General features: G+C 67.1%; 28 protein-coding genes. 13 read left to right on the plus strand and 15 right to left on the minus strand.

From position 1 onward, the window contains the following. Positions 1-230 precede the first annotated feature (230 nt). On the minus strand, positions 231-608 hold the full coding sequence (locus QZ588_RS18120) for a hypothetical protein (protein WP_366929555.1): 378 nt from the start codon (positions 606-608) through the stop codon (positions 231-233). A 25-nt stretch (positions 609-633) separates the two neighbouring features. Here QZ588_RS18120 and QZ588_RS18125 point away from each other — a divergent pair, with 25 nt between their 5' ends. Both QZ588_RS18125 and QZ588_RS10445 read left to right on the plus strand, forming a co-directional pair. Continuing rightward, a complete protein-coding gene (locus QZ588_RS18125; RefSeq protein WP_366929556.1) occupies positions 634-774 on the plus strand; it encodes a transposase in 141 nt (46 codons plus the stop codon). 168 nt (positions 775-942) lie between these two features. Then, entirely contained in the window at positions 943-1,248 is a 306-nt protein-coding gene (locus tag QZ588_RS10445; RefSeq protein ID WP_295542532.1) for a hypothetical protein, read from the plus strand. A gap of 267 nt (positions 1,249-1,515) precedes the next feature. On the opposite strand, the gene QZ588_RS10450 is transcribed toward QZ588_RS10445, so the two are convergent. Both QZ588_RS10450 and QZ588_RS10455 read right to left on the minus strand, forming a co-directional pair. Next, positions 1,516-1,950, minus strand: coding sequence for a DUF86 domain-containing protein (locus tag QZ588_RS10450; RefSeq protein WP_295542446.1), 435 nt, complete (start codon positions 1,948-1,950; stop codon positions 1,516-1,518). Further along, complete coding sequence (locus QZ588_RS10455; RefSeq protein WP_366929557.1) at positions 1,934-2,374, minus strand: nucleotidyltransferase domain-containing protein; 441 nt, start codon at positions 2,372-2,374, stop codon at positions 1,934-1,936. The genes QZ588_RS10450 and QZ588_RS10455 overlap by 17 nt, the downstream gene beginning before the upstream one ends. A 413-nt stretch (positions 2,375-2,787) precedes the next feature. Between QZ588_RS10455 and QZ588_RS10460 the strand changes: the two genes are divergently transcribed. Beyond that, positions 2,788-3,123: a hypothetical protein gene (locus QZ588_RS10460; protein ID WP_295542447.1), complete on the plus strand. Its 336-nt coding sequence runs from the start codon at positions 2,788-2,790 to the stop codon at positions 3,121-3,123. 147 nt (positions 3,124-3,270) lie between these two features. On the opposite strand, the gene QZ588_RS10465 is transcribed toward QZ588_RS10460, so the two are convergent. Both QZ588_RS10465 and QZ588_RS10470 read right to left on the minus strand, forming a co-directional pair. Further along, positions 3,271-3,630 carry a hypothetical protein gene (locus tag QZ588_RS10465; protein ID WP_295542448.1) on the minus strand — a complete coding sequence of 120 codons (360 nt, stop codon included), beginning with the start codon at positions 3,628-3,630 and terminating at the stop codon, positions 3,271-3,273. 285 nt (positions 3,631-3,915) lie between these two features. Further along, on the minus strand, positions 3,916-4,536 hold the full coding sequence (locus tag QZ588_RS10470) for a hypothetical protein (protein ID WP_295542450.1): 621 nt from the start codon (positions 4,534-4,536) through the stop codon (positions 3,916-3,918). A 59-nt stretch (positions 4,537-4,595) separates the two neighbouring features. Here QZ588_RS10470 and QZ588_RS10475 point away from each other — a divergent pair, with 59 nt between their 5' ends. The 7 genes from QZ588_RS10475 (at position 4,596) to QZ588_RS10505 (ending at position 10,730) form a co-directional block, all read left to right on the plus strand. Continuing rightward, on the plus strand, positions 4,596-4,925 hold the full coding sequence (locus QZ588_RS10475) for a hypothetical protein (protein WP_295542451.1): 330 nt from the start codon (positions 4,596-4,598) through the stop codon (positions 4,923-4,925). A 126-nt stretch (positions 4,926-5,051) separates the two neighbouring features. After that, complete coding sequence (locus tag QZ588_RS10480) at positions 5,052-6,734, plus strand: TonB-dependent receptor (RefSeq protein ID WP_295542452.1); 1,683 nt, start codon at positions 5,052-5,054, stop codon at positions 6,732-6,734. Between the two features lie 94 nt (positions 6,735-6,828). Next, a complete protein-coding gene (locus QZ588_RS10485) occupies positions 6,829-7,713 on the plus strand; it encodes a zinc ABC transporter substrate-binding protein (RefSeq protein ID WP_295542454.1) in 885 nt (294 codons plus the stop codon). Positions 7,714-7,780: 67 nt separating this feature from the next. Continuing rightward, entirely contained in the window at positions 7,781-8,422 is a 642-nt protein-coding gene (locus QZ588_RS10490) for an ATP-binding cassette domain-containing protein (protein ID WP_295542456.1), read from the plus strand. Further along, a complete protein-coding gene (locus QZ588_RS10495; protein ID WP_295542458.1) occupies positions 8,413-9,231 on the plus strand; it encodes a metal ABC transporter permease in 819 nt (272 codons plus the stop codon). The genes QZ588_RS10490 and QZ588_RS10495 overlap by 10 nt, the downstream gene beginning before the upstream one ends. A gap of 30 nt (positions 9,232-9,261) precedes the next feature. Then, on the plus strand, positions 9,262-9,705 hold the full coding sequence (locus tag QZ588_RS10500) for a DsrE family protein (protein ID WP_295542460.1): 444 nt from the start codon (positions 9,262-9,264) through the stop codon (positions 9,703-9,705). 131 nt (positions 9,706-9,836) lie between these two features. Further along, positions 9,837-10,730, plus strand: coding sequence for a PfkB family carbohydrate kinase (locus tag QZ588_RS10505; protein WP_295542462.1), 894 nt, complete (start codon positions 9,837-9,839; stop codon positions 10,728-10,730). A gap of 72 nt (positions 10,731-10,802) precedes the next feature. Here QZ588_RS10505 and QZ588_RS10510 read toward each other — a convergent pair whose 3' ends face one another. Continuing rightward, positions 10,803-11,390 carry an NUDIX hydrolase gene (locus QZ588_RS10510; RefSeq protein WP_295542528.1) on the minus strand — a complete coding sequence of 196 codons (588 nt, stop codon included), beginning with the start codon at positions 11,388-11,390 and terminating at the stop codon, positions 10,803-10,805. A gap of 57 nt (positions 11,391-11,447) precedes the next feature. Continuing rightward, positions 11,448-12,263, minus strand: a complete 816-nt coding sequence (locus QZ588_RS10515; protein ID WP_295542463.1) for an MBL fold metallo-hydrolase — start codon at positions 12,261-12,263, stop codon at positions 11,448-11,450. 654 nt (positions 12,264-12,917) lie between these two features. Here QZ588_RS10515 and QZ588_RS10520 point away from each other — a divergent pair. The 3 genes from QZ588_RS10520 to phoR all read left to right on the plus strand — a co-directional run bounded on the left by QZ588_RS10520 (position 12,918) and on the right by phoR (position 15,298). After that, positions 12,918-13,103 carry a hypothetical protein gene (locus QZ588_RS10520; RefSeq protein WP_295542465.1) on the plus strand — a complete coding sequence of 62 codons (186 nt, stop codon included), beginning with the start codon at positions 12,918-12,920 and terminating at the stop codon, positions 13,101-13,103. A 95-nt stretch (positions 13,104-13,198) separates the two neighbouring features. Next, entirely contained in the window at positions 13,199-13,879 is a 681-nt protein-coding gene (phoB, locus tag QZ588_RS10525; RefSeq protein WP_295542467.1) for a phosphate regulon transcriptional regulator PhoB, read from the plus strand. Between the two features lie 75 nt (positions 13,880-13,954). Beyond that, the gene (gene phoR, locus QZ588_RS10530; protein ID WP_295542468.1) at positions 13,955-15,298 is read left to right on the plus strand and encodes a phosphate regulon sensor histidine kinase PhoR; all 1,344 of its coding nucleotides are present in this window, start codon (positions 13,955-13,957) and stop codon (positions 15,296-15,298) included. 83 nt (positions 15,299-15,381) lie between these two features. Here phoR and QZ588_RS10535 read toward each other — a convergent pair whose 3' ends face one another. The 8 genes from QZ588_RS10535 to hprK form a co-directional block, all read right to left on the minus strand. Continuing rightward, positions 15,382-15,615 (minus strand): BolA/IbaG family iron-sulfur metabolism protein, encoded by a 234-nt coding sequence (locus QZ588_RS10535; protein WP_295542530.1) that lies wholly within the window; start codon positions 15,613-15,615, stop codon positions 15,382-15,384. Between the two features lie 390 nt (positions 15,616-16,005). Next, a complete protein-coding gene (locus tag QZ588_RS10540) occupies positions 16,006-16,404 on the minus strand; it encodes an H-NS histone family protein (RefSeq protein WP_295542469.1) in 399 nt (132 codons plus the stop codon). Between the two features lie 669 nt (positions 16,405-17,073). After that, the gene (gene mgtE, locus QZ588_RS10545) at positions 17,074-18,435 is read right to left on the minus strand and encodes a magnesium transporter (protein ID WP_295542471.1); all 1,362 of its coding nucleotides are present in this window, start codon (positions 18,433-18,435) and stop codon (positions 17,074-17,076) included. 133 nt (positions 18,436-18,568) lie between these two features. Beyond that, the gene (gene ptsP / locus QZ588_RS10550; RefSeq protein WP_295542473.1) at positions 18,569-20,314 is read right to left on the minus strand and encodes a phosphoenolpyruvate--protein phosphotransferase; all 1,746 of its coding nucleotides are present in this window, start codon (positions 20,312-20,314) and stop codon (positions 18,569-18,571) included. Beyond that, the gene (locus tag QZ588_RS10555; protein ID WP_295542475.1) at positions 20,311-20,580 is read right to left on the minus strand and encodes an HPr family phosphocarrier protein; all 270 of its coding nucleotides are present in this window, start codon (positions 20,578-20,580) and stop codon (positions 20,311-20,313) included. Before QZ588_RS10555 ends, ptsP begins: the two co-directional genes overlap by 4 nt. Positions 20,581-20,586: 6 nt before the next feature. Next, complete coding sequence (locus QZ588_RS10560) at positions 20,587-21,036, minus strand: PTS fructose transporter subunit IIA (RefSeq protein ID WP_295542477.1); 450 nt, start codon at positions 21,034-21,036, stop codon at positions 20,587-20,589. Continuing rightward, on the minus strand, positions 21,033-21,896 hold the full coding sequence (rapZ, locus tag QZ588_RS10565; protein ID WP_295542478.1) for an RNase adapter RapZ: 864 nt from the start codon (positions 21,894-21,896) through the stop codon (positions 21,033-21,035). The genes QZ588_RS10560 and rapZ overlap by 4 nt, the downstream gene beginning before the upstream one ends. 60 nt (positions 21,897-21,956) lie before the next feature. After that, entirely contained in the window at positions 21,957-22,901 is a 945-nt protein-coding gene (gene hprK / locus QZ588_RS10570; RefSeq protein WP_295542481.1) for an HPr(Ser) kinase/phosphatase, read from the minus strand. Positions 22,902-22,926 lie beyond the last annotated feature (25 nt).

Consider the following 22,926-nt stretch of genomic DNA (forward strand, 5'->3'; position numbering starts at 1 on the left):
CGCGCGTTTTCGCGAAAAAAGCCCGAATTTTCGCCCCAAATAAACCGATTCGTATATTTTTTGGCAGTAGCACACGGGTTAGACCGAATCCTGAGCCTAAGTCGGACAGGCTCCTAGGGCTCGGTGCTGCGTCTGTGCTCTCGTTCCCACGCTCCCGCGTGGGAATGCATACAGGATACAAAACCATGACTGATGATGAGTTGCGGGAACTGGTGGCCGCGCTGGCTGTTTCACAGGCCAAGACAGACGCCCAGTTGGCCAAGACCGACGCGCAGTTGGCCAAGACCGACGCCAAGTTGAACAAATTGGCGGAGATGTACGGTGGTGTAGGCAACAACCAGGGTAAGGTGGCCGAAGAATTTTACTACAATTCGCTCAAACATCGACCGGTACTGAAGGGTATCAGTTTTGACTTTCTGGAAAAGAATGTCACGCGCAGCAAAGGGGAACTGGAGGAAGAATACGATCTTCTGTTGGTCAATGGGACGGATGTGTTTATTATCGAGGTAAAATATCGCCTGCATCCCAAGGATATCAATCGCCTGCAGGGGCGCAAGTTGACGAACTTCCGCAAACTGTTTCCCGAGTATCGGGACTACCGTATTCACCTGGCGCTGGCGACTTTCTCGGCGGATGACGAGGTCAAGCCTGCGCTACTGTGCCCGCCCGCCGTTCGCCCTCGAACGCCTGGAGCTGCTCGACGCCGAGCACGTCGTCTATCGGTTACCCAAGCCCCAGCGTGATGGCACCACGGCGCTGAGGCTCACACCATGAGCGCTGATCGATCATCTCGCGGCACTCATCCCGCCGCCCCGGCGCCACCGCCATCGCTACCATGGCGTGCTCGCGCCCAACGCGCCGCTGCGTGCCGCTGCCATCGCTTTCGGCCGTGAGGTGGCGGATGCAACAGACTCACCGGCCGCGGTCAGTTCGTCGCCTCCAATGCCGGCCGCCAATGCCCGCTCCCCGGCGCGTTATCTCTGGGTCATGCTGCTGGCCCGGCTGTTCGAGTCGCTGCCCCTGACCTGCCCCAACTGCGGCGCGAACATGCGCCTGATTGCTTTCATCACCGCGGCCGCGCCCGTCGAGCGGATTCTTACTCACATCGGTGAGCCGCCGCGTCCACCGCTGATCACGCCCGCACGCGGACCGCCCGCCTGGGACGATGCTCCCGAGCCGATGCCGGACTGGCATCTGCTCCAACAGCCCGACCCGGACGTCGAGTTCGATCAGCGCATTGTGTGGTAGCCGCCGTCTCTCGCAGGAGACGGCGCAGCCCCACTCGTGTTCCGGCAGCCACGCTGCACCGCAGCTGCGAGCCCTCGCACCCCTCAACGTCCGTGCCTGCACCGCCCCCGACGCCGGTCAGCCCCGCTGTTCGATGTTGACCGCACATCCCGCCCCCGCTATCGTCCTGTTCCGTGCGCACCTGGACGATCAGGGTCGCTTGGATTTCCTATCCGTATCCGTTATCCGTTTTCCTATCCGTCGGTCAACTTCGTGCACGCGCCCGGGCTAGTGGCCGGCCGACGCACCGGTCTCCAGCCGCTCGATGGCCCAAGCCGCAAACGCCCGATACAGCTCCACCGCGGGCTCCACGGCCGCGATGACGCGGTCGGTGTCGATCTCGTCGTACAGATGCGTCAGCACATTACGCATGCCGCAGGCCGCAATCAGGTCACGCGCCATCGCCTCGGGCAGCATGTCCAGCCGCTGCAGCGCGGCGAACACCTCCCGGTAGCTGGCCGGCAAGGTGTCCCCCTGCGCCTTCAGAAACTGCAACGCGATGTCCGAGGCCGTCTCGCACAGTAACTGCAGCAGTCGCTCGATGGCGTAGTGCGCCTGACGCCGGCCCGCATCGTCCAGCAGCACATGCTGTGACAGATCGCGCACGTAGCGGTTGAGATAGCCGAGCTTGCGTTCGACAACCGCCCTATCCAGTTTCGCCAAGAAGCGCCTCCCCCTGCTGCCGCCGGAACCACTCGCTGTCGGCGTACAGGAAGAACGACCGGTCCCGCTCGCGCTCGAACAGCCCCGCCTCCGCCTCCACCAGGCAGCGACCGGCACGGAGAACCTCGAACCGCGTCACCGGCGAGAGTGTCGGGCCGAGCAACAGCAGATCCACCGGCCAGGGCGCCAGCAGCCCCTCCAACTCCGCCTGCCAGCGACCGTGCTCCAGCAGGTCCGGGATTGCCGCCGGCAACACCGCAAGGTCGATGTCCCGGCCATTGGCACCGTCCGCGGTGGAGCCGAACAGCACCACCAGCCGCCAGCCGTGCCGGGCGGCCAGCGCCGGCCAGTCGACGGCGGCGAGCACGTGCTCGGCATCGCCTTGCCGCCCTGAGTCCAAGCCTATTGCATCACTGCTGTTCATGCGCTGATGGTGGACCCTCGTACCGGGCGGGCGTGCACGCGCAGCGGCCTGCGCCAACTATGGCTCCCGCATCCCGGCGCTGAGGCAGGAACTTAGTCGAGCCTGGATAGAAGGTCAATGCCGGGAAACATGGCGGAGCGACCTCGCGCAACGCTCGTTGCAGGCCGACCAGGCGAGGCCCGCACCCGGCAGAACACGCGGCCTTGCCGGGCCGCACGGACCCTGTTTCAGCGCGCCGTTGTTTTCCCGCGTTGAATAAATCGAAGGATGCTCGCACCGAGGCGATGTATCGTCCCGTTGCGAAGCATCGCCGCCCGGCCCAATTGCTCACCGGCGCCACGCTGCATGCGTGGCCCTGGCAGCACCTCGGGGGGTGCACGCAGTTTGTTTTACAGTCTTCGGGAGGTATGGTGATGACCCATCCTGCTCATCACGACAAAGACCGCTATGCGATGGTCATCGGAGGCGCTGGCGCCGTGCTCGGCGCCGTGCTCTTGGCTGCGGGGGGCCTCGCGCAGGCCGATCGCAGCGGCGCCTTCGAGGGTACCGTCGAGCGCGTCTGGGACGACGGCTTCCGGCTCAACGCCGGCTCGCGGCAGGTGACCGTGGACGCCTATGATCTTTGCGGCGACTTTACCCATCGACACGTCGCCGCTGGCGACAGACTCAAGATCACCGGCGAGTTCGATGGCGGCGAGCTCGACGTCTTCACGATGGTGCGTGAGGACGGCGGCAAGGTCTGCGGCTAGCGCAGCCCGGCAGGACGCCCGGGAGCGGGTTTCCCGCTCCCGTCATCGCATTCATCATCGTCTTCGAGGACAACGGGCCAGTTCACCGACGCCGCTCTTCGCCGATTTGGCTCGGGCGGGGGCGGCGACGCCGCGCGGTCAGTGCGCTTAGACCAGCGTCACAGGCCCGTGATCGTCGCAATGGTCGCCGTGCGGGTGATGCAGCCGGCCGTCGACGATGTAGTCGAGGTGATCGCCATGCGGGACGGCCTCGTGGCCGCAGCCGGGGCCGTGGACATGGCCGCTCTCGCAGCAGGCGGTGATGCGGTGGTCACAGCCATCAGGATTGGTCGCGCTCACCTCGATGACGTGCTCGTCGTAGTGCGTCTTGCCGCCCACCTCGTGCGGATGATGCAGGTGGCCATCGTGCAGGTAGTCCACGTGGTCGCCGTGGCGGACGGCCTGGTGGCCGCAGCCGGGGCCGTGCTCGTGGTCGTGATGCGGATGGGTCTTGCAGGGCTCGGTCATCGTTCAGGTTTCCAGGGTCTGGTGCTTGGACAGGTGTGTAGCCGGGGCCGGATGCTGGCGTTGGGCGCCGGTGTTGGGCTCAGCGGTGGCCCCTGATGAACCCCCGATGAACAGGCCCGTGGAGACCCGTTGCGATCAGCGCCCGCGGGGTAACGGCCCCGGTATCCGCAGGCCGGCGCCCACACGTCGGCACGGGCCGGCCCGACATAGCTCAATACTTAAGCTTAGACCAGGACGTCGACGGCTGCGCTGTCTGCGGTCAAGTCGGTCAGCAACCGTTCAGGATCAACCGCCTCGCAGACGCTCGATGCGCGGCTCCAGCGCCTCGATGGCCGCGTCCCGCTCGCCACGCAGTGCCTCCAGGTCCCGCCGCAGCTGGCCGGGGTCAAGATCCCCCGAGTCTCTATCGCCGGCGTCTGTGTCGCCGGGCGCATCTGCGGCGAGGGCACAAGTCGCCCGCGCGCGCATGGCCCGTGCACCTTCGGCGTCGCCGCGGGCATCGGCGAGGCGGGCCGCAAAGATGTCGAGCCCGGCGGGAATCGCCCGACGTTCCTGCGACCCGAGGCGGGCAAGATAGGGGTCGTCGGCGATGGGCGCCGCCGCCAGCAGGCTGCGGAAGAAGTCGATCAGCGGCTCGCCGACGAGGTCGAGCCCTGCCAACCATGGGATGGCGTACCAGAGGCCGAGCCATTCGAGCGGCAGGAAGCCCGCGGCCGGCGAGCCCAGGATCGTGCCCAGCGTGCTCACGCCATAGAGCAGCGGCACCAAGCGTCCGGGTGCCGCCGGGTGTCGCACCAGCCAGCTGCTCAGCACCGCCCGGATGCCCACCCGTAAAAAAGCGGCCGGCGACAACAACACCAGTGCCAGCAACAGCCTGATGGCCAACAGCAAGACCGGCGCCGGCATTTCGATCTGATATGATATAACATCATATCAAGACTTCGGCCTCAGCGATCCCCCGACGCGTGTTCCAAGGCGCCACCTCCGCCCTCCTGTCCAACTTTCGGCATCGCAAGCAGCCGCTCGCGAGCCTGGTGCTGGCCTGTGCCTTGCTGCTGGCACAGACGCTGCTGGCCGCCCATACCTTTGAGCACCCGGCGCATGCGCACGAGGATCTGTGCGAGGTCTGTCTGGCCGGTGCGCCCTTGGGTGCCGCACTCGACGCAGCCCTGCCTGACATTGCGCCCGACGCCACACCAGCCGCGCCGCGGGCGAGCAAGCTCACCCGCCCTGCACTGCCCAGCCCCTTCAATCCGCACCCCGCCCGGGCGCCGCCGCAAGTCGATCCGCGCTGAGCCCAGTCTGCGGCGGCGCTGAGCCGTTGCCGCAGGCCCGCCGAGACCCGTCGAACACCATCGTGCCGGCGCCCGAAGGCGCTGTGGCGGCGCGGTGGGCGGCTTCTTTTCCATCGGAGTGCACACATGAATCAGTCCCTGACGCGGGGCGCCCTGCTCGGCGCCCTGCTTACCCCGGCCACCGCGGTCACCGCCGACGATGCCGACATCGATGCGCTGCGCGCAGAGCTGGCGGCCATGCGCAGCCAGTACGAAAGCCGTATCCAGGCGTTGGAGTCGCGCCTGCACGACACCGAGCAAGCCGCCGAGGCGGCGCGCCGGGCGGCGAACGCCGATGCCCTGTCGCTGCCCATGACGGCGCCCCGGGTGCTGCGCAGCCAAGGCCAGGCGTCCGCGCAGGTGCCCGCCGGCAGCCGCAGCGCCGGGCTGTTCGACGCCGTCACCGCAGGCGCCGCCTTCAATCCGCAGATCTCCGTGATCCTGGACGGCAATTACTATCAGGACGACACCAAGGACGGAAATGGCGCCGCACTGGTGGGGGAGGCGTTCCAGGCCGGCGGTGGCCACGGGCATGACCACGGCCATGACCATGGCGGCGGTGATGACGGCCATGACCATGGCGGCCACGCCCATGCCGTCGCCGAAAACGGCTTCAATTTCCGCGAGGCCGAGATCTCCTTCAGCGCCACGGTGGACCCCTATTTCGACGCGGCCACCTACATCTCCATCGACGGCGATGGCAACGTCGAGCTGGAGGAGGCCTACTTCCAGACCCGCTCCCTGCCCTACGGGCTCCGGGTCAAGGGCGGTAAGTTCCTGAGCGGCTTCGGCTACGCCAACAGTCAGCACCCGCACCAGTGGGATTTCGTGGACCAGAACCTGCCCTACCTGAACCTGCTCGGCTTCCACGGGCTGCAGGACACCGGCGTGCAGGTCACGTGGCTGCCCGAGCTGCCCATCTACACCCTGCTCGGCGCCGAAGCGCTACAGGGTAATCAGGAGGTCTTCGGCGCCACCCTGGACGCGACCGAGCAGGCCGAGCTGAACCTGGGTGATACCGATTCGGGGCCGCGGCTGTTCACGGCCTTCGCCAAGATCGCGCCGGAGATCGGCCGCAACCATGCGCTGCAGCTCGGCATCTCGTACGCCCATGCGACCCAGCAGCAGGCCGTGCAAGAGCACACCCATGCAGTGCATGAGCATGATCACGAGCACGAGGCTGAGCATGGTGCCGAGCATGCCCACGCAGACGAGCATGCCCACGCCGAGCATCACGACGACGTGCATGACCACGGTGACGGCATCACTGAGGAGTTACACCGGGCAGGCCTCGCCGGCGACGCCGATCTGTGGGGCATCGACCTGGTTTATAAATACGACGCCCCCGGCGCCGACGGCCGAGGTGACATCACCGTCCAAACCGAGTATCTGCGCTCCAGCAAGGATCTGACCGTGCGCTCCAGCGCGCATCCCGAGCGCATCGGCAGCAATCGCACCTTCACCACCGACGGCCTCTACGCCCAGGCCACCTATGGCTTCCTGCCGAAGTGGAAGGCGGGGCTGCGCTACGACGTGCTCGGCCTCACCAACAAGGTGAGCGGTGGGCGCAGCGACAGCTTCGGCAGCTCGGAGCGCTGGACGGCCGATGTCACCTGGAGCCTGTCTGAGTTCTCGCAGCTACGCGCCCAATACGCCTACAACGACATCCTGATCGGCGAAGACGATCACGGCGAAGCGCGCGAGCGCTTCAGCGCCTTCTATCTGCAGTTCCTGATGAGCCTGGGGAGCCATGGGGCGCATGAATTCTAAGTACCAAGTGCGGCCTGTGGGGCGTGTCTCTGTGGGGTTGAGGCCGGGCGCTGGTGCTTGGCCTGATGCGGCGGTGATGTGACGGAGGTAACTGATGAAAAGACGATTGACGCGCATGCTGGCGGGGGCAATGGCGCTGCTGGCGGCGCCGGTGCTGGCCCTGGACGTGGTGGCGACGAGCCCGAGCATGGGCGCGTTGGTGCGGGCGGTGGCGCCGGATGCGCAGCTGACGGTGCTGGCGGGACCCGATCGGGACCTGCACAGCCTGCAGGCCAAGCCGAGCATGATCCGGGCGCTGCGCGGCGCGGACCTGCTGGTGGCCGTGGGCGCCGAGCTGGAAATGGGCTGGCTGCCGGCGGCGTCGGCGAGTGCCGCCAATGCGCGCATCCTGCCGGGGCGTGAGGGCTACTTCGAGGCGGCGGCCCAGGTGCCGCTGCTGGACGTCGGCGGCCCGGCGGATCGGGCCATGGGCGACGTCCATCCGGCGGGTAACCCCCATGTGGACCTTGACCCGGTGCGCATGGCGCAGGTGGCCGAGGCGCTGGGCGCGCGGATGGCCCGGCTGGATGCGGCCAATGCCGCACGCTATCGCGCCAATGCGGAGCGCTTCGGCGCGGCCGTCGGGCAGCGCCTGCCGCAATGGCAGGCCGAGCTCGCCAACGCCCCCGGCGCCGTGCTCTATCACCGCGATGCCGTCTATCTGCTGGATCGCTTTGGCGTGCCGCTGCTCGGCACCCTCGAGCCGGTGCCCGGCGTGCCGCCGAGCGGGCGCGACCTGCGCGCGCTGGCCGGCAAGCTCGGCGGGCGCGAGGGCGTCATCATCCACGCGCCCTACCAGTCGCCGAAGGGCCCGCGCAAGCTCGGGCAGGCACTGGGCTGGCCGGTGGAGACCCTGCCGCTGTCGCCGCCGGAGGATGCCGACGGCGACGGCTACCTACGCCACATTGACCGCTGGGTGAGCGCCCTTGGCAAGGCATAATGTTCCAGCGCGTCAGGCCCCGACGCTGGACGCGGTGGCGTCGCCGGGGCCGCCACGCACCGACGGCATGCCGTCCGGCACCGTGCTGGAGCTGGCGGGCCTGATCGCCGGCTGGCGCCGGCCCGTGGTGGGTCCGGTATCGTTGGCGCTGGCGCGCGGTGACGTGGTTGGTGTTTGGGGTGCCAACGGCAGCGGCAAGTCCACGCTGCTCGCGGCCGTGGCCGGGCAGGCGCGCCGCTTCGACGGGCGCCTGCGGCTGGCGCCCGGCGTCGGCCTCGCGGTGCAGCCGCAGGCGCCGGTTCGGCTCGACCCGCTGCCGGTGACGGGCCGGGAGCTCCTCGCCGTCGCCGGCGCCGACCCGAACGCCTGCGACCTGCCCGCGACATTGGCGGCGCTTCTGCCGCAGCGCCTCGACCGCATCAGCGGCGGCCAGCACCAGCTGCTTTGTGTCTGGGCGGCGCTCGCCGGCACCGCAGACCTGGTGCTGCTGGACGAGCCCACCAACAACCTGGATCCGACCCATACCGCCGTGCTGGCCGACATGCTCGCCGAACGGCGCGCCGACCGCGCGGTGCTGCTGGTGAGCCACGAGCGCGCCTTCCTGCAGGCCCATTGCGGCCGCATCCTGGCCCTGGACGCCGCCGGCGCGCTAGCAACGGACCACAGGCCAGCACCGCCGCCGACGGCAGACGATACCGCATGGACCTGAGTACACTCGCCGACCCGCTCTTCCGCCTGCCCTTCGCGGTGGGCCTGCTGCTGGCGGTGGTCCTGCCGCTGCTGGGGGCTCTGCTGATGCTGCGGGACGAATGGCTGGCGGCGCTGGGTTACGCCCACCTGGCCGCGGCGGGGGCTCTGCTCGGGCTCGCCGCGGGCCTGCCTGCCGTGGTGGGCGGGCTCGCGGCGGCGGCCGGCGGCGGCGCTGTCAAGGGGGCGGGCGGCGGCCGCGGCAATGCCGTCTACGGCTTCATGATCCTCGGCGGCTGGGCCGCGCTGCTGCTCATCGGCGCCAACACGGCCCTGGGCGAGCAGCTGGGTCATGCCCTCGTCGAGGGCCAGCTCTACTTCGCCGGCCCCGTCGATCTGGCGGCGGCGCTGGCGCTGGCGCTAACGGCGGCCGTCGCACTGCCCTGGCTGATCCCGCGCCTATTGCGCGCCCGCCTGCTGCCGCAGCACGACACGGCCAATCGCTTGCCGGCCCGGCGCTGGCACCTGGGCTTCGATCTGCTGGCGGCCGCGGGCATGGCGGCGGGCACCGCCAGCATGGGGCTCATGGGTGCCTTCGCGCTGGTGCTGGTGCCCGCCTGGATCAGCTTTCGCGTCGCGGCGAGCTGGCGCTGGAGCCTGATGTGGTGCGCGGTGGTCGGCGCGCTCGGCTATGTCGTCGCTTTCGGGGCCGCGCTGGTGCTGGATCAACCCTTCTCGCCGGTGCTCGTGGCGGTATTGTTGGCCGCCGCCGCAGGTGTCGCCGCCCAACCCGGCGGCCCGCGCCCACGGCGCGAGACACCCGCCCCTTGAGCCAACCGTGACAACGGAGATCGCCAGACCATGACCTCACAGACCTTGCGCATCCGCGGCCTACTGCTTCTGCTGGCCGCAGCCTTGATGCTCGCCTCCGCCACCGTCGGCGCCGCCGACGCGGAAGCCGACGCCGCACCACTGTTCATCAACCTGATCACCGATGATCCGCATCGGGCGCACATGGCCCTGAGCTTCGGCCAAAAGCAGCTGGCGCTCGGGCATCCGCTGACGGTATTCCTGAATGACCGTGGCGTGCTCATCGCGGCCAAGCAGGGCGCCGAGCGTTTCGGGCTGCACCAGGAGATCATCGCCGAGCTGCTCACCGCCGGCGCCAAGGTGATTGTCTGCCCCATGTGCATGCAGCATTACGGCGTCGCCGAGGCGGATCTGCTGGACGGGCTGGCCGTGGGCAATCCCAAGCTCACCGGCGGCGCACTCTTCGCACCCGATACGCGCACCCTCACCTGGTGAGTCTGAGCTGCGAGTACAGTCGCCCGGCGCCGCTGCGGAGACTGCAAGCCCGCGGCGGTATCGCCGGCCCCTTGCAGCACCCGGGCGGCGTCTCTAGCATGCGCCGCTGACCCGCCACCCGAGGTAGCCCCATGCCCTTCGACCCGACCCAGGCACCCGTCGTCTTCGGCGAGGCGCTGTTCGATTGTTTCCCCGACGGCAGCGAGGTGCTCGGCGGCGCACCGTTCAATGTCGCCTGGCACTTGCGCGCCTTCGGTGCGGCGCCGGTCTTCGTCAGCCGTGTGGGCGCAGACGCCTTCGGCGCCCGTATCGAGACGGCCATGCGGCAGCTCGGCATGACCACCGTCGGTCTGCAGCGCGATGCCGCGCACGCCACGGGGACTGTTCAGGTCAAGCTCGAGGCCGGGGAGCCCAGCTACGACATCGTCGCCGGCAGCGCCTACGACTTCATCGATGCCGACGCGCTGCCGCCGCCGCCGCTCGGCGGGCTGCTCTACCACGGCACCCTGGCGCTGCGGAGCACCGACTCCGCGGCGGCGCTGGCGGGCTTGCGCGCCCACACCGATGCGGTGTTCCTGGATGTCAATCTGCGCCCGCCCTGGTGGTCCGCTGAGCAGGTGCGGGCCTTGCTGGACGGCGCGCGCTGGGTGAAGCTGAACGCCGATGAGCTGGCGTTGCTCGCACCCGCGGGCGACAGTCCGGAATCCCATGCCGAAGCGCTGATGGAGCGGCACGACCTCGCGCGAGTCTACGGCACCCTGGGGGCGGCCGGTGCCTTTGCGCTCACCGCCGGGGGTCTCCTGGAGCGGGTCAGCCCCAGGGCCGGCATCGAGGTGGTGGACGCGGTGGGTGCCGGTGATGGCTTCGCGGCCGTGCTCATCCTGGGGCTGCTGCGGGGCTGGGCCTTGGGCGAGACCCTGGAGCGCGCCCAGCATTTCGCATCCGCCATCGTCGCCCGCCGCGGCGCCACCATTGCTGATCCCGACTTTTACGCCGGCTTCACGGAGCTTTGGGGCACGGCTTAGCACCGCCTTGCGGGCCGGCTTTGTCGAAGACACCGCGGCGACTGCGGGTGATGGACCGCGCGGCGAATCACCTCAGCCCGGCTCTGCGGCCTCCGGTGCCCGCGAGCGCAGCAGGGCATCAGCACGGTACAGGCCGACCAGCGTCTTGGCGTCGGTGATGGTGCCATCGCCGCAGCGGGCCAGCGCATCGCTGAGCGGCAGCCAGTGCACCTCGATCACCTCGTCCGCCTCATGGCCCAAGTCCACCTCGCTGAGGCCGCGGGCCAGGAACAGATGAATGACCTCGGCGAAGACACCGGGCGAGGAGTGCATGCGCCCGAGCCCCGTCCAGCTCGCCGCCACCAGTCCAGCCTCTTCCGCCAGCTCGCGCTCGGCGGTGGCCGCCGGCGGCTCGCCCACATCGATCTTGCCCGCCGGTAATTCCCACAACCAGCCACCGGCCACGTGCCGGTACTGGCGCAGTAGGCAGACCCGATTGCGGTCATCGATGGCCACGGCCGCCGCACCGCCGGGATGGCGGATGACTTCCAGCTCGACATCGCGGCCGGTGGGCAGGCGCACCCGCTCCAAGCCGACATCCACGATTTTGCCCTGGAACACCGTACGGCGCTCATCGTCTGCGGCGAGATCGGCGGTGACTGGTGTATCGATGGGCGCCATGGGCATCTCCTGCGTGCCGTGGAAGACGCGTGCGAGTCGGTGCGCCATGCTACCAGCCTACGGCGTCTGGCAAAGGCGCGGTTGGGGTGGCGCCGGCGTGGTCTCGGGTGGGTCGTCGATGACTGCGCCCACGCACTGAGGACGATGGTCCAATGCGAAGCGCTCGCCGGGTCGGGCGACGCGCAGGCCTTGGCCGGCGAGCTGATGACCAGCGTCCGGTGACTCGTAATGATAGAGCACCATACGGGCGATTTGCTCTGGCTTATACTCGCGTCGCAGATCATCGAGCCCGGTGTGGGACGGGTTGCCGTGCAAGGCACAGTCATGAAAGATCCATTCCCCGCGGGCGGCGTGGCGGTTCAGGATCTCGGGAATGGGGCGGGTATCGCCACTGTAAAGAAAGCGTCCCTCCAACGCGAGCCCGAATGCCGACAGGTGCTGGTGGTGGCGCACCGGGAACACCGTGAGCTGCAGCTGATGGTGCCAGAAACACTCCGAGACCGGCACCAGCTGGAACACGTCCCAAAAGTTGCTGCCCCCTTCGGCGAGCAAGTTCGGATAGTCCGCCAGGCGGCGCTGCAGCGTCGGGATCAGCGCCACCGGCACGTACAGCTTGACCGGCACAGCCGCAGGTCCGGTGGCGAGCTTGTAGTAAAGACCTTCGAGACCACCGATGTGATCGAGGTGCGCATGGGTGATGAACACCGCAGGCGGCAGCTGCGGGTAGGCCGCAACGAAGGCGTCGAGCGTCGCCGGGCCGCAGTCGATGAGCAGCACCGGCGCGCCGTCCGTTTCCAGCACAGCGGCGGAAGAGCCGAGGGAGAGGGCGCGGGCATTACCCACACCGAGAAAACGTAGTGCGAGCTCCATCATGGATTCAAACTGCTTGCGGCGCGGGCCGCGGTTGTCCGCATCGGTGGCGCCTCGCCCCCGGCGGGGCGCAGGGCGCGGGCGACGGCAGCGGTGCCCGGATGCGGAGACACCTGTCGCCGATGCATTTTCGGTTGTCGCGGATCATTGGCGCCCGCCGGGGAACGCCGGGCAAACGCCGTAGCAGGCTCGCGGGTGCCTGCCGGCGGTCGCGGGACACCGCCGCCGGCACCAGGACATTGCCATGCATCCAGCAGAGATGGGGGCGACTACCGTGCTTTAACCGATGCCCAGCGCCGAGATCACCAGGGCGCACGTGACTGTCCGTTCGACAGGCAGATGCCTCGGGCTGCGGACGGCCGCCGATGCGCTGGCATGCCCCACGCCAGTTGGCGCCGCACGATTGATCTGCCGCAGATCGTTCTCGACACGGCACACCGGTAGCGCTCATCATGGCGCTGCCGCCAGCATCTGCCCGTCGCATCCGGGTTTGCGGCGTTTGCGGCGTTTGCGGGCCCGAGCGTTGCTGCCGGATATCGATCGACGCCAGGCGTATTACCGTGGCACAGGATGGCACCATCGGTTCGCGCCCGTCATCGTCCGGAACCGCATCGCGGCTCTCTCATCACACCGAACCCTGCGCCAGGAGCCGATACCGTGTCCGACAGTCACACAAGCCAGCGCGCCTGGCACGGCCTCAGCGAGGACGAGCAAACGCGACTGCGCATCGCCTTCGGCCACTACCTGGACCGTCTGCCACCCACATGCTCGCTGCAGACGAAGATCGAGCGCTTTCGCCACTGGCTCGCCGAGCGGGACATCGATTATCCCGACCCCCATTGAGGCAGCAGGTCTCGCTGGCCGTGGCCAGTAACCTATCCGTAACCGCCCGGCAATAAAATCTGCAGTCGGTATGGTATCAGCTGGGCGGGAGTGATATGGCTACGGTACTCATTGTCGATGACGAGCCCGACATCCGGGAAGTCATCCGGTTCGCGCTGGAAGAGAGCGGCTTTCGCGTGCTCGAGGCCGGGCATGCCGACGAGGCGCGCAAGCTGCTCGTCGAGCAGCCGGATCTGGTGCTGCTGGACTGGATGCTGCCGGGGCGCTCCGGGCTGGAACTGGCCGAACAGCTCAAGCAGAGCCCGAAGACACGCAGCATGCCCATCATCATGGTCTCCGCCCGCGGCGAGGAAGAAGATCGTGTCAAAGGCCTGGATACCGGGGCCGATGACTATATCACCAAGCCCTTTTCACCGCGGGAGATGGTCGCTCGGGTCAATGCCGTGCTGCGACGCGCCAAGCCCGGCGAAATCGCCGACGAGATCGAGATCGCCGGCCTGACCATCGACAACGTCAGCCACCGCGTCAGCGCCCACGGTAAGCCCATCGACATCGCCCCCACGGAGTATCGCTTGCTGCACTTCTTTATGACCCATACCGATCGCGCCTTCAGCCGCTCGCAGTTGCTGGACCAGGTTTGGGGCGACCGAGTGTATGTGGAGGAGCGCACGGTAGACGTCCATGTGCGACGGCTGCGCAAGGCGTTGGAGCAGAGCGGACATGAGCATCTGCTGCAAACGGTGCGCGGCGTCGGCTACCGGTTCTCTGGCAAGTGACGACGGCGCGCTGTCAGCTGCTGGCGGCGTCAGACGCTCAGCCATCCAGAGCGCGGGCAGGCTGCGGGGACCGCTGTGACCACGCGCTCTGACGCCGTGGGCTTCGAGCTCGCCGTGCTCTGCGCCGGCGGCGCGCTCGCCGGGCTGCTCCACCTGACGGGGTTACCACTGGCGCAAGCCCTGCTGCTCGTGCTGGCGACCTATCTGCTGCGCCATCTTTACCTGCTATGGCGACTCGCACGCCTGATCCAACGCCAGCACCGACTCGTGCCGCCATTCCCGTTCGGGCTTTGGGGCGAGCTCTACCGCACCGTGGGCCGCTACCAACAACGCTCGCGCAAGAGCCGGAAGCGTCAGCTGCGCTTTCAGCGCCGCTTCCGCGAGGCGGCCAATTCAGTGCCGGACGCCCTCGTCGTGCTGAGCAAGAGCCAGCGTGTCGAGTGGGCGAACCCCGCCGCTGCAGGCCTGTTGGGCGTCCATTGGCCCGCCCACGAGGGCCGGTGCCTCAGCGAGGTCTGTGCGCAAAGCGGTCTTGGCGACTATCTGGATGCCGGCGACTATGCGCGCCCGCTCGAGGTTGCCGCCGAGCATGATCAATCCATCATGCTGTCCGTGCGGGTAGCCCCCTTCGGTGAGCGCAAGCGACAGCGTTTGGTGGTGGGCAGAGACATCACCAAGATCTACCACCTCAACATGATTCGGCGTGATTTCGTGGCCAATGCCTCCCATGAGCTGCGAACACCGTTAACGGTGATCGCCGGCTTCGTCGAGAATCTCTCGAGATCCGCGTCGACGCCGGACTCGCATAAGCGCCCGTTGTCGCTCATGGAGCATCAGACCAACCGCATGCGCAGCATCATCGAAGACCTGCTGACGCTCTCGCGACTGGAACTCGAGGATACGGCGCACAACCTGACCCCGGTGAACATGCCGCAGGAGATCGATCAAGTCGTCGCGGATGCGCGCGCCTTGAGCGCGGGCGACCATCGGATCGTACTCGAGCTCGACCGCGACCTGCTGCTGATCGGCAACCAATCCGAGCTGCGCAGCGCCATATCGAACCTGGTATTCAACGCCGTCAAGCACACGCCACCGGGCAGCCGGGTGCGGCTCGTCTGGCAGAGCGACCCAGGTGGCCCCGTGCTCCAGGTCAGCGATGATGGGCCAGGTATTGCCCCTGAGCACATTCCGCGCATTACCGAGCGGTTCTACCGCGTCGACAAGGCCCGCTCGCGAGCCTCCGGGGGCACCGGACTCGGCCTCGCCATTGTCAAGCATGTCCTGAGCCACCACGATGCGGTGCTCAGCGTCGCCAGCGCGCCCGGGTGCGGCGCGACCTTCACCTGCCGATTCCCGCGCGCGAGCGGGCTGTCACGCCAGAGTCGAGCACGACAGGCATCGCCACTGCCGCCACAGTGACGCCCGCCGGGATCACCGGGCCACAACAAAGCAGCGGTAACCGCCGGCGCAGGGCGATCACCGCCGGCCCTGTGTGTGTGGCATCAATCAGTGGCTTGGGTGGGCGACAGGGTCTTGATGGAGAGCGCATGCAGTTCGCCACTGGCGATCTGCGGCTTCACGGTGTCCATCACCATGCGCTGCTTCTTGATGGGGGTCAAACCGTCGAAGGCCGTACTGACCACGACGGCTTCGAAATGGGCACCGTCACCGGTGACCGTGACCTCCGCGCCCGGCAGGCCGGCTCGGATAAGGTCTGCAACTGCTTCTGGCTCCATCGAATCGATCTCGCGTTGTCGTTTGGGCAGTGCGGCGCACGCCGTCACCGTCAGAGCCTCAACATGGGGCAACACCGGCGATGCTCCAACCGAGTGCGGGGGGCAACTTGTCAGACATCGCCGACACGCGTGGCGCTCGCAACGATCGTACGGTCCCTCTGTCCGACGATGACCCGTCGTGCCAGTTGGGCGTTCGCAGTCGTCGCCGGCTCACCCGTTGGGTGCGGGCCGTGATTCGATCAAGGTCGCGTTGGCACGCGGGGCAGATGCCCGGGTGGCGAGAAAGGCGTATGCGGACGCTTGGGCAGCCCCCCGGAGCCGCCAGTGGCGCCTCGGGGGCGTGACCGCGGCCGTGAGCCGCGCCGGCGCGGCCGGCGCGGCCTTAGCCGATTAGTCCATCGTGGGCTGCAGATAGTTGGCCTTGAACGCTTCCCGATCCTCTCTCAAGGACGGATCGTACCCCTGTGCGGTCATCTTCTCTTTCATCCATTTTGGCAGAACGCCGCGGATGTAGACATTGTTCGGGTTCTCGGGGTCTGCATATCGCGTATAGCTGCGATTGCCTTTCTTGGCGCCTGTGCTAGCGCGCCGGCGCTTGGGCGCCACGAGCTCCAGAATTTCCTCGGGATCGTAGCCGCGGCTGTCGATCATTTCCCGGATCTCGTGCGCGAGCTCGGTTTTGGCCTCGTGCCAGCGCTGATACAAGGTCTTCTCCAAGTCCGCTTTGCTCTGCTCGAGCTGCTGCAACTGTGCCTTCAGCTCATCGAGACTCAGATCGTGATAGTCCAAAATTAACCTCCGACTTCAACAATGAAGGCCTCGAACGAGGCCTGGATGGGCTCAATGCGTCGCACGCCTTCGGCGGGTGCAATGCCAAGCCTTGGTACGTAGCCCGATCGATCACATCACCGCACACCGTCCGCTGCGCCATCGGCGCCGACGGGCCACTGCGGCACTTGCTCGACGCCCGCCCCTGCTCGCCCGTCCCTGCTCGCACATCCCTGCTCGCACATCCAAGCAGACAGGAACGGACGAAAACGATCGGCTGCAATCGGTACCGACCGATGGCGGGCGGGCGATGCTGCCATTGGCTGGGGCTGTGGGTGTCGCTGGGGCTGGGGCTGATGGGCATGACGGTTAGCACGACGGTTAGATGTGCCGGTTAGACCTACCGGACGCAGCCAGGCCGACACAGCGTCGGCGTTGGTACAGTCCACTGCGATCCCGGCATGAGTAGGCACCCGGCACATCGCTCACTCGCCCCGACTTTATAGCAAGGTATAAAAAAGTCAATAGCAAGCGCGCAGATTAGGCGTGACCCGGCACAGTGCGCGCGCTCACTCACTTCGATACGATTGGCTATACGCGACCTACGACACGTTCCAGCGAGGCGTTCGTACAGGGTTTGCGAGCGCACCCATCGGTGCCGCGCGGTGGCGCACGCGCGCGGCTTGAGCCTTAGATCAGAAACAGCGTCGCCAGTCCGAGAAAGGCCAGGAAGCCGACGACATCCGTGACCGTCGTCAGGATGACGCCGCCCGCCAACGCCGGATCGATGCCCAGGCGGTGCAATAGCAGTGGCAGCAAGGCGCCGGAGACGGTGGCAGCCAACAGGTTGATGCTGATGGCGACGGCGATGATCAAGGCGATATCGGTGCTACCGAACCACAGCCACGCGATGGCGGCCACCACCAAGGCCCACACGGCGCTATTGATGAGGGAGACTGCGACCTCCTTGCCCAAGAGCCAACGCATGTTCTTGCCGCTGAGATGCCCGAGGGCGATGCCGCGAATGGCGAGCGTCAACGTCTGCGTGCCAGCGATGCCGCCCATGCTCGCCACCACCGGCATCAGCACCGCCAGCGCGACCACCTGCTGAATGGTCGCCTCGAAGCGGCCGATCACCCAGGCTGCGAGAAAGGCCGTCAGCAGATTGACGCCGAGCCAAAGCGCGCGGCGACGGGCGCTCAGGAGCACGGGCGCGAACATATCTTCGGTCTCGCTCAGGCCCGCCTGGCCCATGAACTGATGCTCGGCCTCCTCACGAATGAGGTCCATGACGTCATCCACGGTCACGCGTCCGAGCACCTGGCCGTCTTCGTCCACCACCGGTGCCGAGACCAGATCCAGATGCTCGAAGCGACTCGCCACATCGCGCGCATCGAGTGTTGCCGTCATGGGTTGCACCTGCAACGTCATCACTTCGGCGACCGAATCGTCCGGGTCATTGGTGAGCAGATCCGCCAGGTACAGCACGCCGAGGTAGCGGCCTTGGCGATTGACGACGATGAGATTGTCGGTGAGATCGGGCAGGCCACCCTTCAGCCGGCGCAGGTAGCGCATCACCACATCCAGGGTCACCTCCGGGCGGACGGTGACCATATCGGTGTTCATCAAGCCGCCGGCGGTGTCTTCCGGGAAGGCCAGCGCCGTTTCCAAGCGCTCGCGGCGCTGCTCGTCCAGTGAATTCAGCACCTCGCGGGTGATGGTGGCGGGCAGATCCTGCACCAGATCGGCGAGGTCATCCGTCTCCAGGCCCTCGAGTGCGGCGAGGATCCGGCTCGGGGCCATATCGCGCAGCAGCTCGTCGCGCAGGTCGTCATTGAGGTGGAGCAGCACCTCACCCTCCACCTCGGCCTCTACCATGCCCCAGACCACCTTGCGTTGCTGCGGCGGCAGCGATTGCAGCACATGCGCCATTTCCGACGGGTGCAGGGCATTCAGCATGCGCGTGGCCTTGACCACAGAGCCGGACTCCAGCACCGCATGCAGGGCATCGAGGCGATCCGCCTCTTGGACGGGCATGGCTTGCGCGTTCATGGTGGCTCCGACGAGGGCGGCGATGGGTGCTGCGGTTGCGCCCGCAGCCGAGCCGGACAGTGTAGCAGCCGGGCTGTCGCTGCCACGGGCTGTCGTGGATGTCCGGACGCCGACGTCGAAGCCCTATGGTGGGTTATGGCTGAATGCAGGCCTCCAACTGCTCCAGCAGGATCTGAGCGGGCATTTCATCGAGCTGATCCAGCAGGCCGTCCACCACTTGCGTCAGCGCACCGACGTCACAACGGCGCACGCGGTCTTTGACCTCCAGCAGCGATCCCGGCTGCATGCTGAGCTCGCGCAGCCCGAGCCCCAGCAGCAACGGCGTGAAACGGGGATCGCCGGCCATCTCGCCGCACATGCTGACCTGGGTCCTGGTACTGGCCGCGGCGTCGATGATGTGCTTGATGAGCCGGACCACCGCAGGATGCAAAGGGTCGTAGAGGTAGCTGACGGTATCGTCGACACGGTCGATGGCCAGGGTGTACTGGATGAGATCGTTGGTGCCAATGGACAGGAAGTCGAGACGCCGTGCCAGCGCGCCCGCCATGAGCGCCGCCGCCGGCACCTCGATCATGCCGCCCACGGGCATCAGGGGATCGTAGGCGAGACCGTCCTGGCGCATCTGGCGGCGGGCTTCGTTGACCAGCCCAAGCACGGCGTTGACCTCCCCCATGCCCGAGATCATGGGGATCATGAGCCGCACCGGGCCGTGCGCGGAAGCCCGCAGAATGGCCCGCAACTGCGGCAGGAAGAGCGCCGGCTCCTGCAGGCACAAGCGGATGGCCCGTAATCCGAGCGCGGGGTTACTGCGCGCGGGATGAAAGCTCGTATCCGGGATCTGCTTGTCCGCGCCCAGATCCAGGGTGCGTATGGTGAGTGGAATGCCGCCCAGGCCTCGGATGATGCCGAGATAGGTGTCGAGATGCTCCTCCTCGTCCGGCAGCGCTTCGCGGTTCATGTACAGGAATTCGGTGCGGTACAGACCGACACCGGCGGCGCCGTTGTCACGGGCGACGCTGACATCTTCCGGCAGCTCCAGGTTCGCCAGCAGCACCACCGGTACACCATCCCGGCTCGCGGAGGGCTTGCGCACCAGCCGGCGCAGCTCACGGCGATGGGCATCGAAGCGCGCAAGCCGGCCGCGGTAGTGCTCCAGCAGCGCACGTTCCACCTCCATCAGCACGGTGCCGGTTTCGGCGTCCACCACCAGGAGCTCGCCGTGGCGAAGGCGCTGCACCGCATGGTGCACGCCCATCACGGCCGGAATGTCGAGACTACGCGCGAGTATGGCCGTATGAGACATCGGGCCACCATGCTCGACGATGAAGGCTGCCACATCCCGGTGGCGCAGCAGGATGGTATCGGCGGGGGTGAGATCCTCGGCGACGATAATGCGCCCGGCGATGTCGGCATCCGCGAGGACATCCGTATCGGCCTCAGCCCCCAGGAACACCTGGATCTGACGCACCACGTGATCGACGTCGTCCCGACGCGTGCGCAGATAGGCGTCCTCCATCCGGTCGAAAATCGCCACCAGCGTATCGCGCTGTGACTGCAGCGCCCAGCTGGCATTCACGGAGCGCTCCTTGATGAGGTCTCGGGTGGCGTCCACCAGCGCCGAGTCGGTCATCATGAGCAGATGCGCATCGACGAGCTCGGCGATGTGCTTGGGCGTGTCCGCCGGGATCTGCCCTCGGATCTCTTCCATGTGGCGACGCGCGCAGGCCAGCGCCGCATCCAAGCGCTCCAGCTCGTTGGATACTTCGTGAGCCGGAATCGCCGCCGGCGGCAGGGACGGCTCGCGACTGAGCAGGAAGGCATCGCCAATGGCCACCTGCCGCGATCCATCGATGCCGACACCGTGCAGCGAGAGCGTCATTCCGCCTCTCCGAAGCGCTCGGCTATCAGCTGCGTCAAGGCTGCCAGCGCAGCCGCTTCGTCGGCGCCGTCCGCCTCCAGGCGAATACTGGTGCCGCAGGCGGCCGCCAGGGTCATGATACCCATGATGCTCTTGCCGTTGACCCGGCGGCCGTTGCGCTCGACCGCAATCTCGCTCTCGAAAGCCCCCGCGCATTTGACGAACTTCGCCGCTGCCCGCGCGTGCAGACCCAGGCGGTTGATGATGTTGAGCTCTTTGCTGACCATAGTGCCTCAGGTGTGGCCGGGGGCATCACGCCCATCCGCCGCGCGCTGCAATGGTGCCATGCAGCCTGCGGCGGGGCACTCCAAGACGCCGTCACGGGCGCCACTCAGGGCTTTGGCGACCATGGCATCGAGTGAGAGCTCGGAGTAGTTCAGCACGCGCACCAGCATCGGCAGATTCACCCCGCTCAGGATCCGCGTACGACCCTGATCGCACAAGCCCGTTGCGATATTCGCGGGCGTTGAGCCGAACAGATCCGTCAGCACCAGTACGCCGTCACCGACATCCAACGCCTTGGCCCAACGACGGGCCTGTGCGCCCATACGCTCGGGGTCATCGCCGTTGCCAATGGCCAAAGCCTCGGCCCGCAGCGGACAGCAGCCGAGCATGCGCGTGGCGGCGGCGAGCAGTTCTGCCCCGATACCGTCGTGGGTGATGATCAGCAGGCCGACGCTCACGGCAGCTCCCGGTGGCGCACCAGCACGCGGTGACCCTGGGCCTGCAAATGCCGGCTCAGGGACTCGACCACATAGACCGAGCGATGCTGGCCACCGGTGCAGCCCACGGCGATGGTGAGATAGCTGCGCCCGTCGGTTTCGAAGCGCGGGATCCAGCGGTCCAGAAACCCTTGCATATCCGCGCACATCTCACCGACCTCGGGGCTGCGCTCCAAAAACGCGATCACCGGTGTATCGCGTCCGCTCAGGCGACGCAGGTCTTCCTGCCAATGGGGATTCGGCAGGCAGCGCACATCGAAGACGAAGTCGACCCCTTCCGGCACGCCGTTCTTGAAGCCGAACGACTGCAGCAGCACCGCGGCCTGCACCGCACCGCCCAGGCGCTCGCGCACGAGATCGCGCAGCTCGTGCACGTTGGTGTGAGTGGTGTCGATGCGGATTTCGGCGATGCGGCCCAGTGGCTCGAGCAGCTCACATTCGCGCTCGATGGCTTCGGCCAGCGACAGCCCGCCCCCGGTGAGTGGATGCTTACGCCGGGTCTCGCTGAAACGCCTGATGAGTGTATGGGTATCCGCGTGGAGAAAGATGATGCGGCAAGCGATCCCCTGCTCACGCAGCTCGTCACTGAGTCTGGGCAGATCCGCCAGGACATCGGGCTGGTTGCGGGCATCGATGCCGACGGCCGCGCCCTGGCGCGTCTCTGTGCCTGCGTTGAGGTGGGTCCGCCGCAGCCCTAACGCCAGCTCACGCAGCAAAAACAGCGGCAGGTTGTCGATACAGTAGTAGCCGATGTCTTCCAGCGTGCGTAGGGCGACGGTCTTGCCGGCACCCGACAGGCCACTGACGATCAGTAGATCCATGATTGCGCACAGGGTGCTCGTAGTGACAAGTGACGGGTCGCCAACATCGAATAGCCGCACTCACCGGCTACCGGCGAGGGCTCGCGCCTGGCGGTCTTCAAGATCGACGCCCGCATCGTAGCCACGGAGGCGCAGAATCTGATTGCGCACCGCGGTCTCCAACAGCACGGCGAGGTTACGTCCAGGCGCCACCGGCAGGGTGATCTCAGGCACCGCAACACCGAGAATGGTCCGCGTTGAGAGGCTACCCCGTAGGCGGTCGATGCTCGCCAACCCTTGATTATCGAAAGACAGCATCTGCACGACGAGGTTCAGTGTCTCGTGCTGACGTACGGCACCCTCGCCGAACATGGCTCGCACGTTCAGCACGCCGAGCCCCCGTACCTCCAGAAAGTCCCGCAGCAGCGCCGGGCAGCTGCCTTCGAGCACCTCAGGCGCAATCCGCGCCAGCTCCGGTGCGTCGTCGGCGATGAGTCGATGACCGCGTGCGATCATCTCCAATGCCAGCTCGCTCTTGCCGATGCCGGCGTCACCGGTGAGCAGGACACCGAGACCGAGCACCTCCAGCAATACCCCGTGCACCGTGACGCGCTCGGCGAGGGCATGGGTCAGAAAGTACTGCAACCGGTCGACGATTTCCGCATCACAGGCCGCAGCGCCCAATAGCGGGGTGCCGGTGTGCTCGGCATATTGAAAATACACAGGCTCCGGCGCGATGTCCGCGGCGAAGATCACCGCCGCCGGTCGTGCCGAAAAGAGCCGCTCGATGGTTTCCTCGTAGGCGGGCGTGCTGAGATCCGCCAAGTGGGCGATTTCCGCCCCGCCGAGCACTTGCAGACGATTGGGGTGGATGCAGTTGAGCGAGCCCACCAGACGCTGGGCGCTCTGCTCGCCCGGCTCGCTCAGCAGCGGGTGCGGCTGGGCCGGCGGCGGTGTCAGCCACCGCAGCTTGAGGCGTGGGCCGATCTGCTCGACCAATCCTTGCAGGGAGAGTACAGGAGTCATCGCACCGACCGCCGCGCTGAGAGGC

It is taken from the genome of uncultured Thiohalocapsa sp. (assembly GCF_913062725.1).
Lineage (GTDB): Bacteria > Pseudomonadota > Gammaproteobacteria > Chromatiales > Chromatiaceae > Thiohalocapsa.

Coding starts and splice junctions, on each gene's coding strand:
- QZ588_RS18125 (WP_366929556.1), top strand. CDS start 634: ATGACGAGGTCAAGCCTGCGCTACTGTGCCCGCCCGCCGTTCGCCCTC.
- QZ588_RS10445 (WP_295542532.1), top strand. CDS start 943: ATGCCGGCCGCCAATGCCCGCTCCCCGGCGCGTTATCTCTGGGTCATG.
- QZ588_RS10455 (WP_366929557.1), bottom strand. CDS start 2,374: ATGAACAGCAGTGATGCAATAGGCTTGGACTCAGGGCGGCAAGGCGAT.
- QZ588_RS10460 (WP_295542447.1), top strand. CDS start 2,788: ATGACCCATCCTGCTCATCACGACAAAGACCGCTATGCGATGGTCATC.
- QZ588_RS10465 (WP_295542448.1), bottom strand. CDS start 3,630: ATGACCGAGCCCTGCAAGACCCATCCGCATCACGACCACGAGCACGGC.
- QZ588_RS10470 (WP_295542450.1), bottom strand. CDS start 4,536: ATGCCGGCGCCGGTCTTGCTGTTGGCCATCAGGCTGTTGCTGGCACTG.
- QZ588_RS10480 (WP_295542452.1), top strand. CDS start 5,052: ATGAATCAGTCCCTGACGCGGGGCGCCCTGCTCGGCGCCCTGCTTACC.
- QZ588_RS10485 (WP_295542454.1), top strand. CDS start 6,829: ATGAAAAGACGATTGACGCGCATGCTGGCGGGGGCAATGGCGCTGCTG.
- QZ588_RS10490 (WP_295542456.1), top strand. CDS start 7,781: ATGCCGTCCGGCACCGTGCTGGAGCTGGCGGGCCTGATCGCCGGCTGG.
- QZ588_RS10495 (WP_295542458.1), top strand. CDS start 8,413: ATGGACCTGAGTACACTCGCCGACCCGCTCTTCCGCCTGCCCTTCGCG.
- QZ588_RS10500 (WP_295542460.1), top strand. CDS start 9,262: ATGACCTCACAGACCTTGCGCATCCGCGGCCTACTGCTTCTGCTGGCC.
- QZ588_RS10505 (WP_295542462.1), top strand. CDS start 9,837: ATGCCCTTCGACCCGACCCAGGCACCCGTCGTCTTCGGCGAGGCGCTG.
- QZ588_RS10510 (WP_295542528.1), bottom strand. CDS start 11,390: ATGGCGCCCATCGATACACCAGTCACCGCCGATCTCGCCGCAGACGAT.
- QZ588_RS10515 (WP_295542463.1), bottom strand. CDS start 12,263: ATGATGGAGCTCGCACTACGTTTTCTCGGTGTGGGTAATGCCCGCGCC.
- phoB (WP_295542467.1), top strand. CDS start 13,199: ATGGCTACGGTACTCATTGTCGATGACGAGCCCGACATCCGGGAAGTC.
- QZ588_RS10535 (WP_295542530.1), bottom strand. CDS start 15,615: ATGGAGCCAGAAGCAGTTGCAGACCTTATCCGAGCCGGCCTGCCGGGC.
- mgtE (WP_295542471.1), bottom strand. CDS start 18,435: ATGAACGCGCAAGCCATGCCCGTCCAAGAGGCGGATCGCCTCGATGCC.
- ptsP (WP_295542473.1), bottom strand. CDS start 20,314: ATGACGCTCTCGCTGCACGGTGTCGGCATCGATGGATCGCGGCAGGTG.
- QZ588_RS10555 (WP_295542475.1), bottom strand. CDS start 20,580: ATGGTCAGCAAAGAGCTCAACATCATCAACCGCCTGGGTCTGCACGCG.
- rapZ (WP_295542478.1), bottom strand. CDS start 21,896: ATGGATCTACTGATCGTCAGTGGCCTGTCGGGTGCCGGCAAGACCGTC.
- hprK (WP_295542481.1), bottom strand. CDS start 22,901: ATGACTCCTGTACTCTCCCTGCAAGGATTGGTCGAGCAGATCGGCCCA.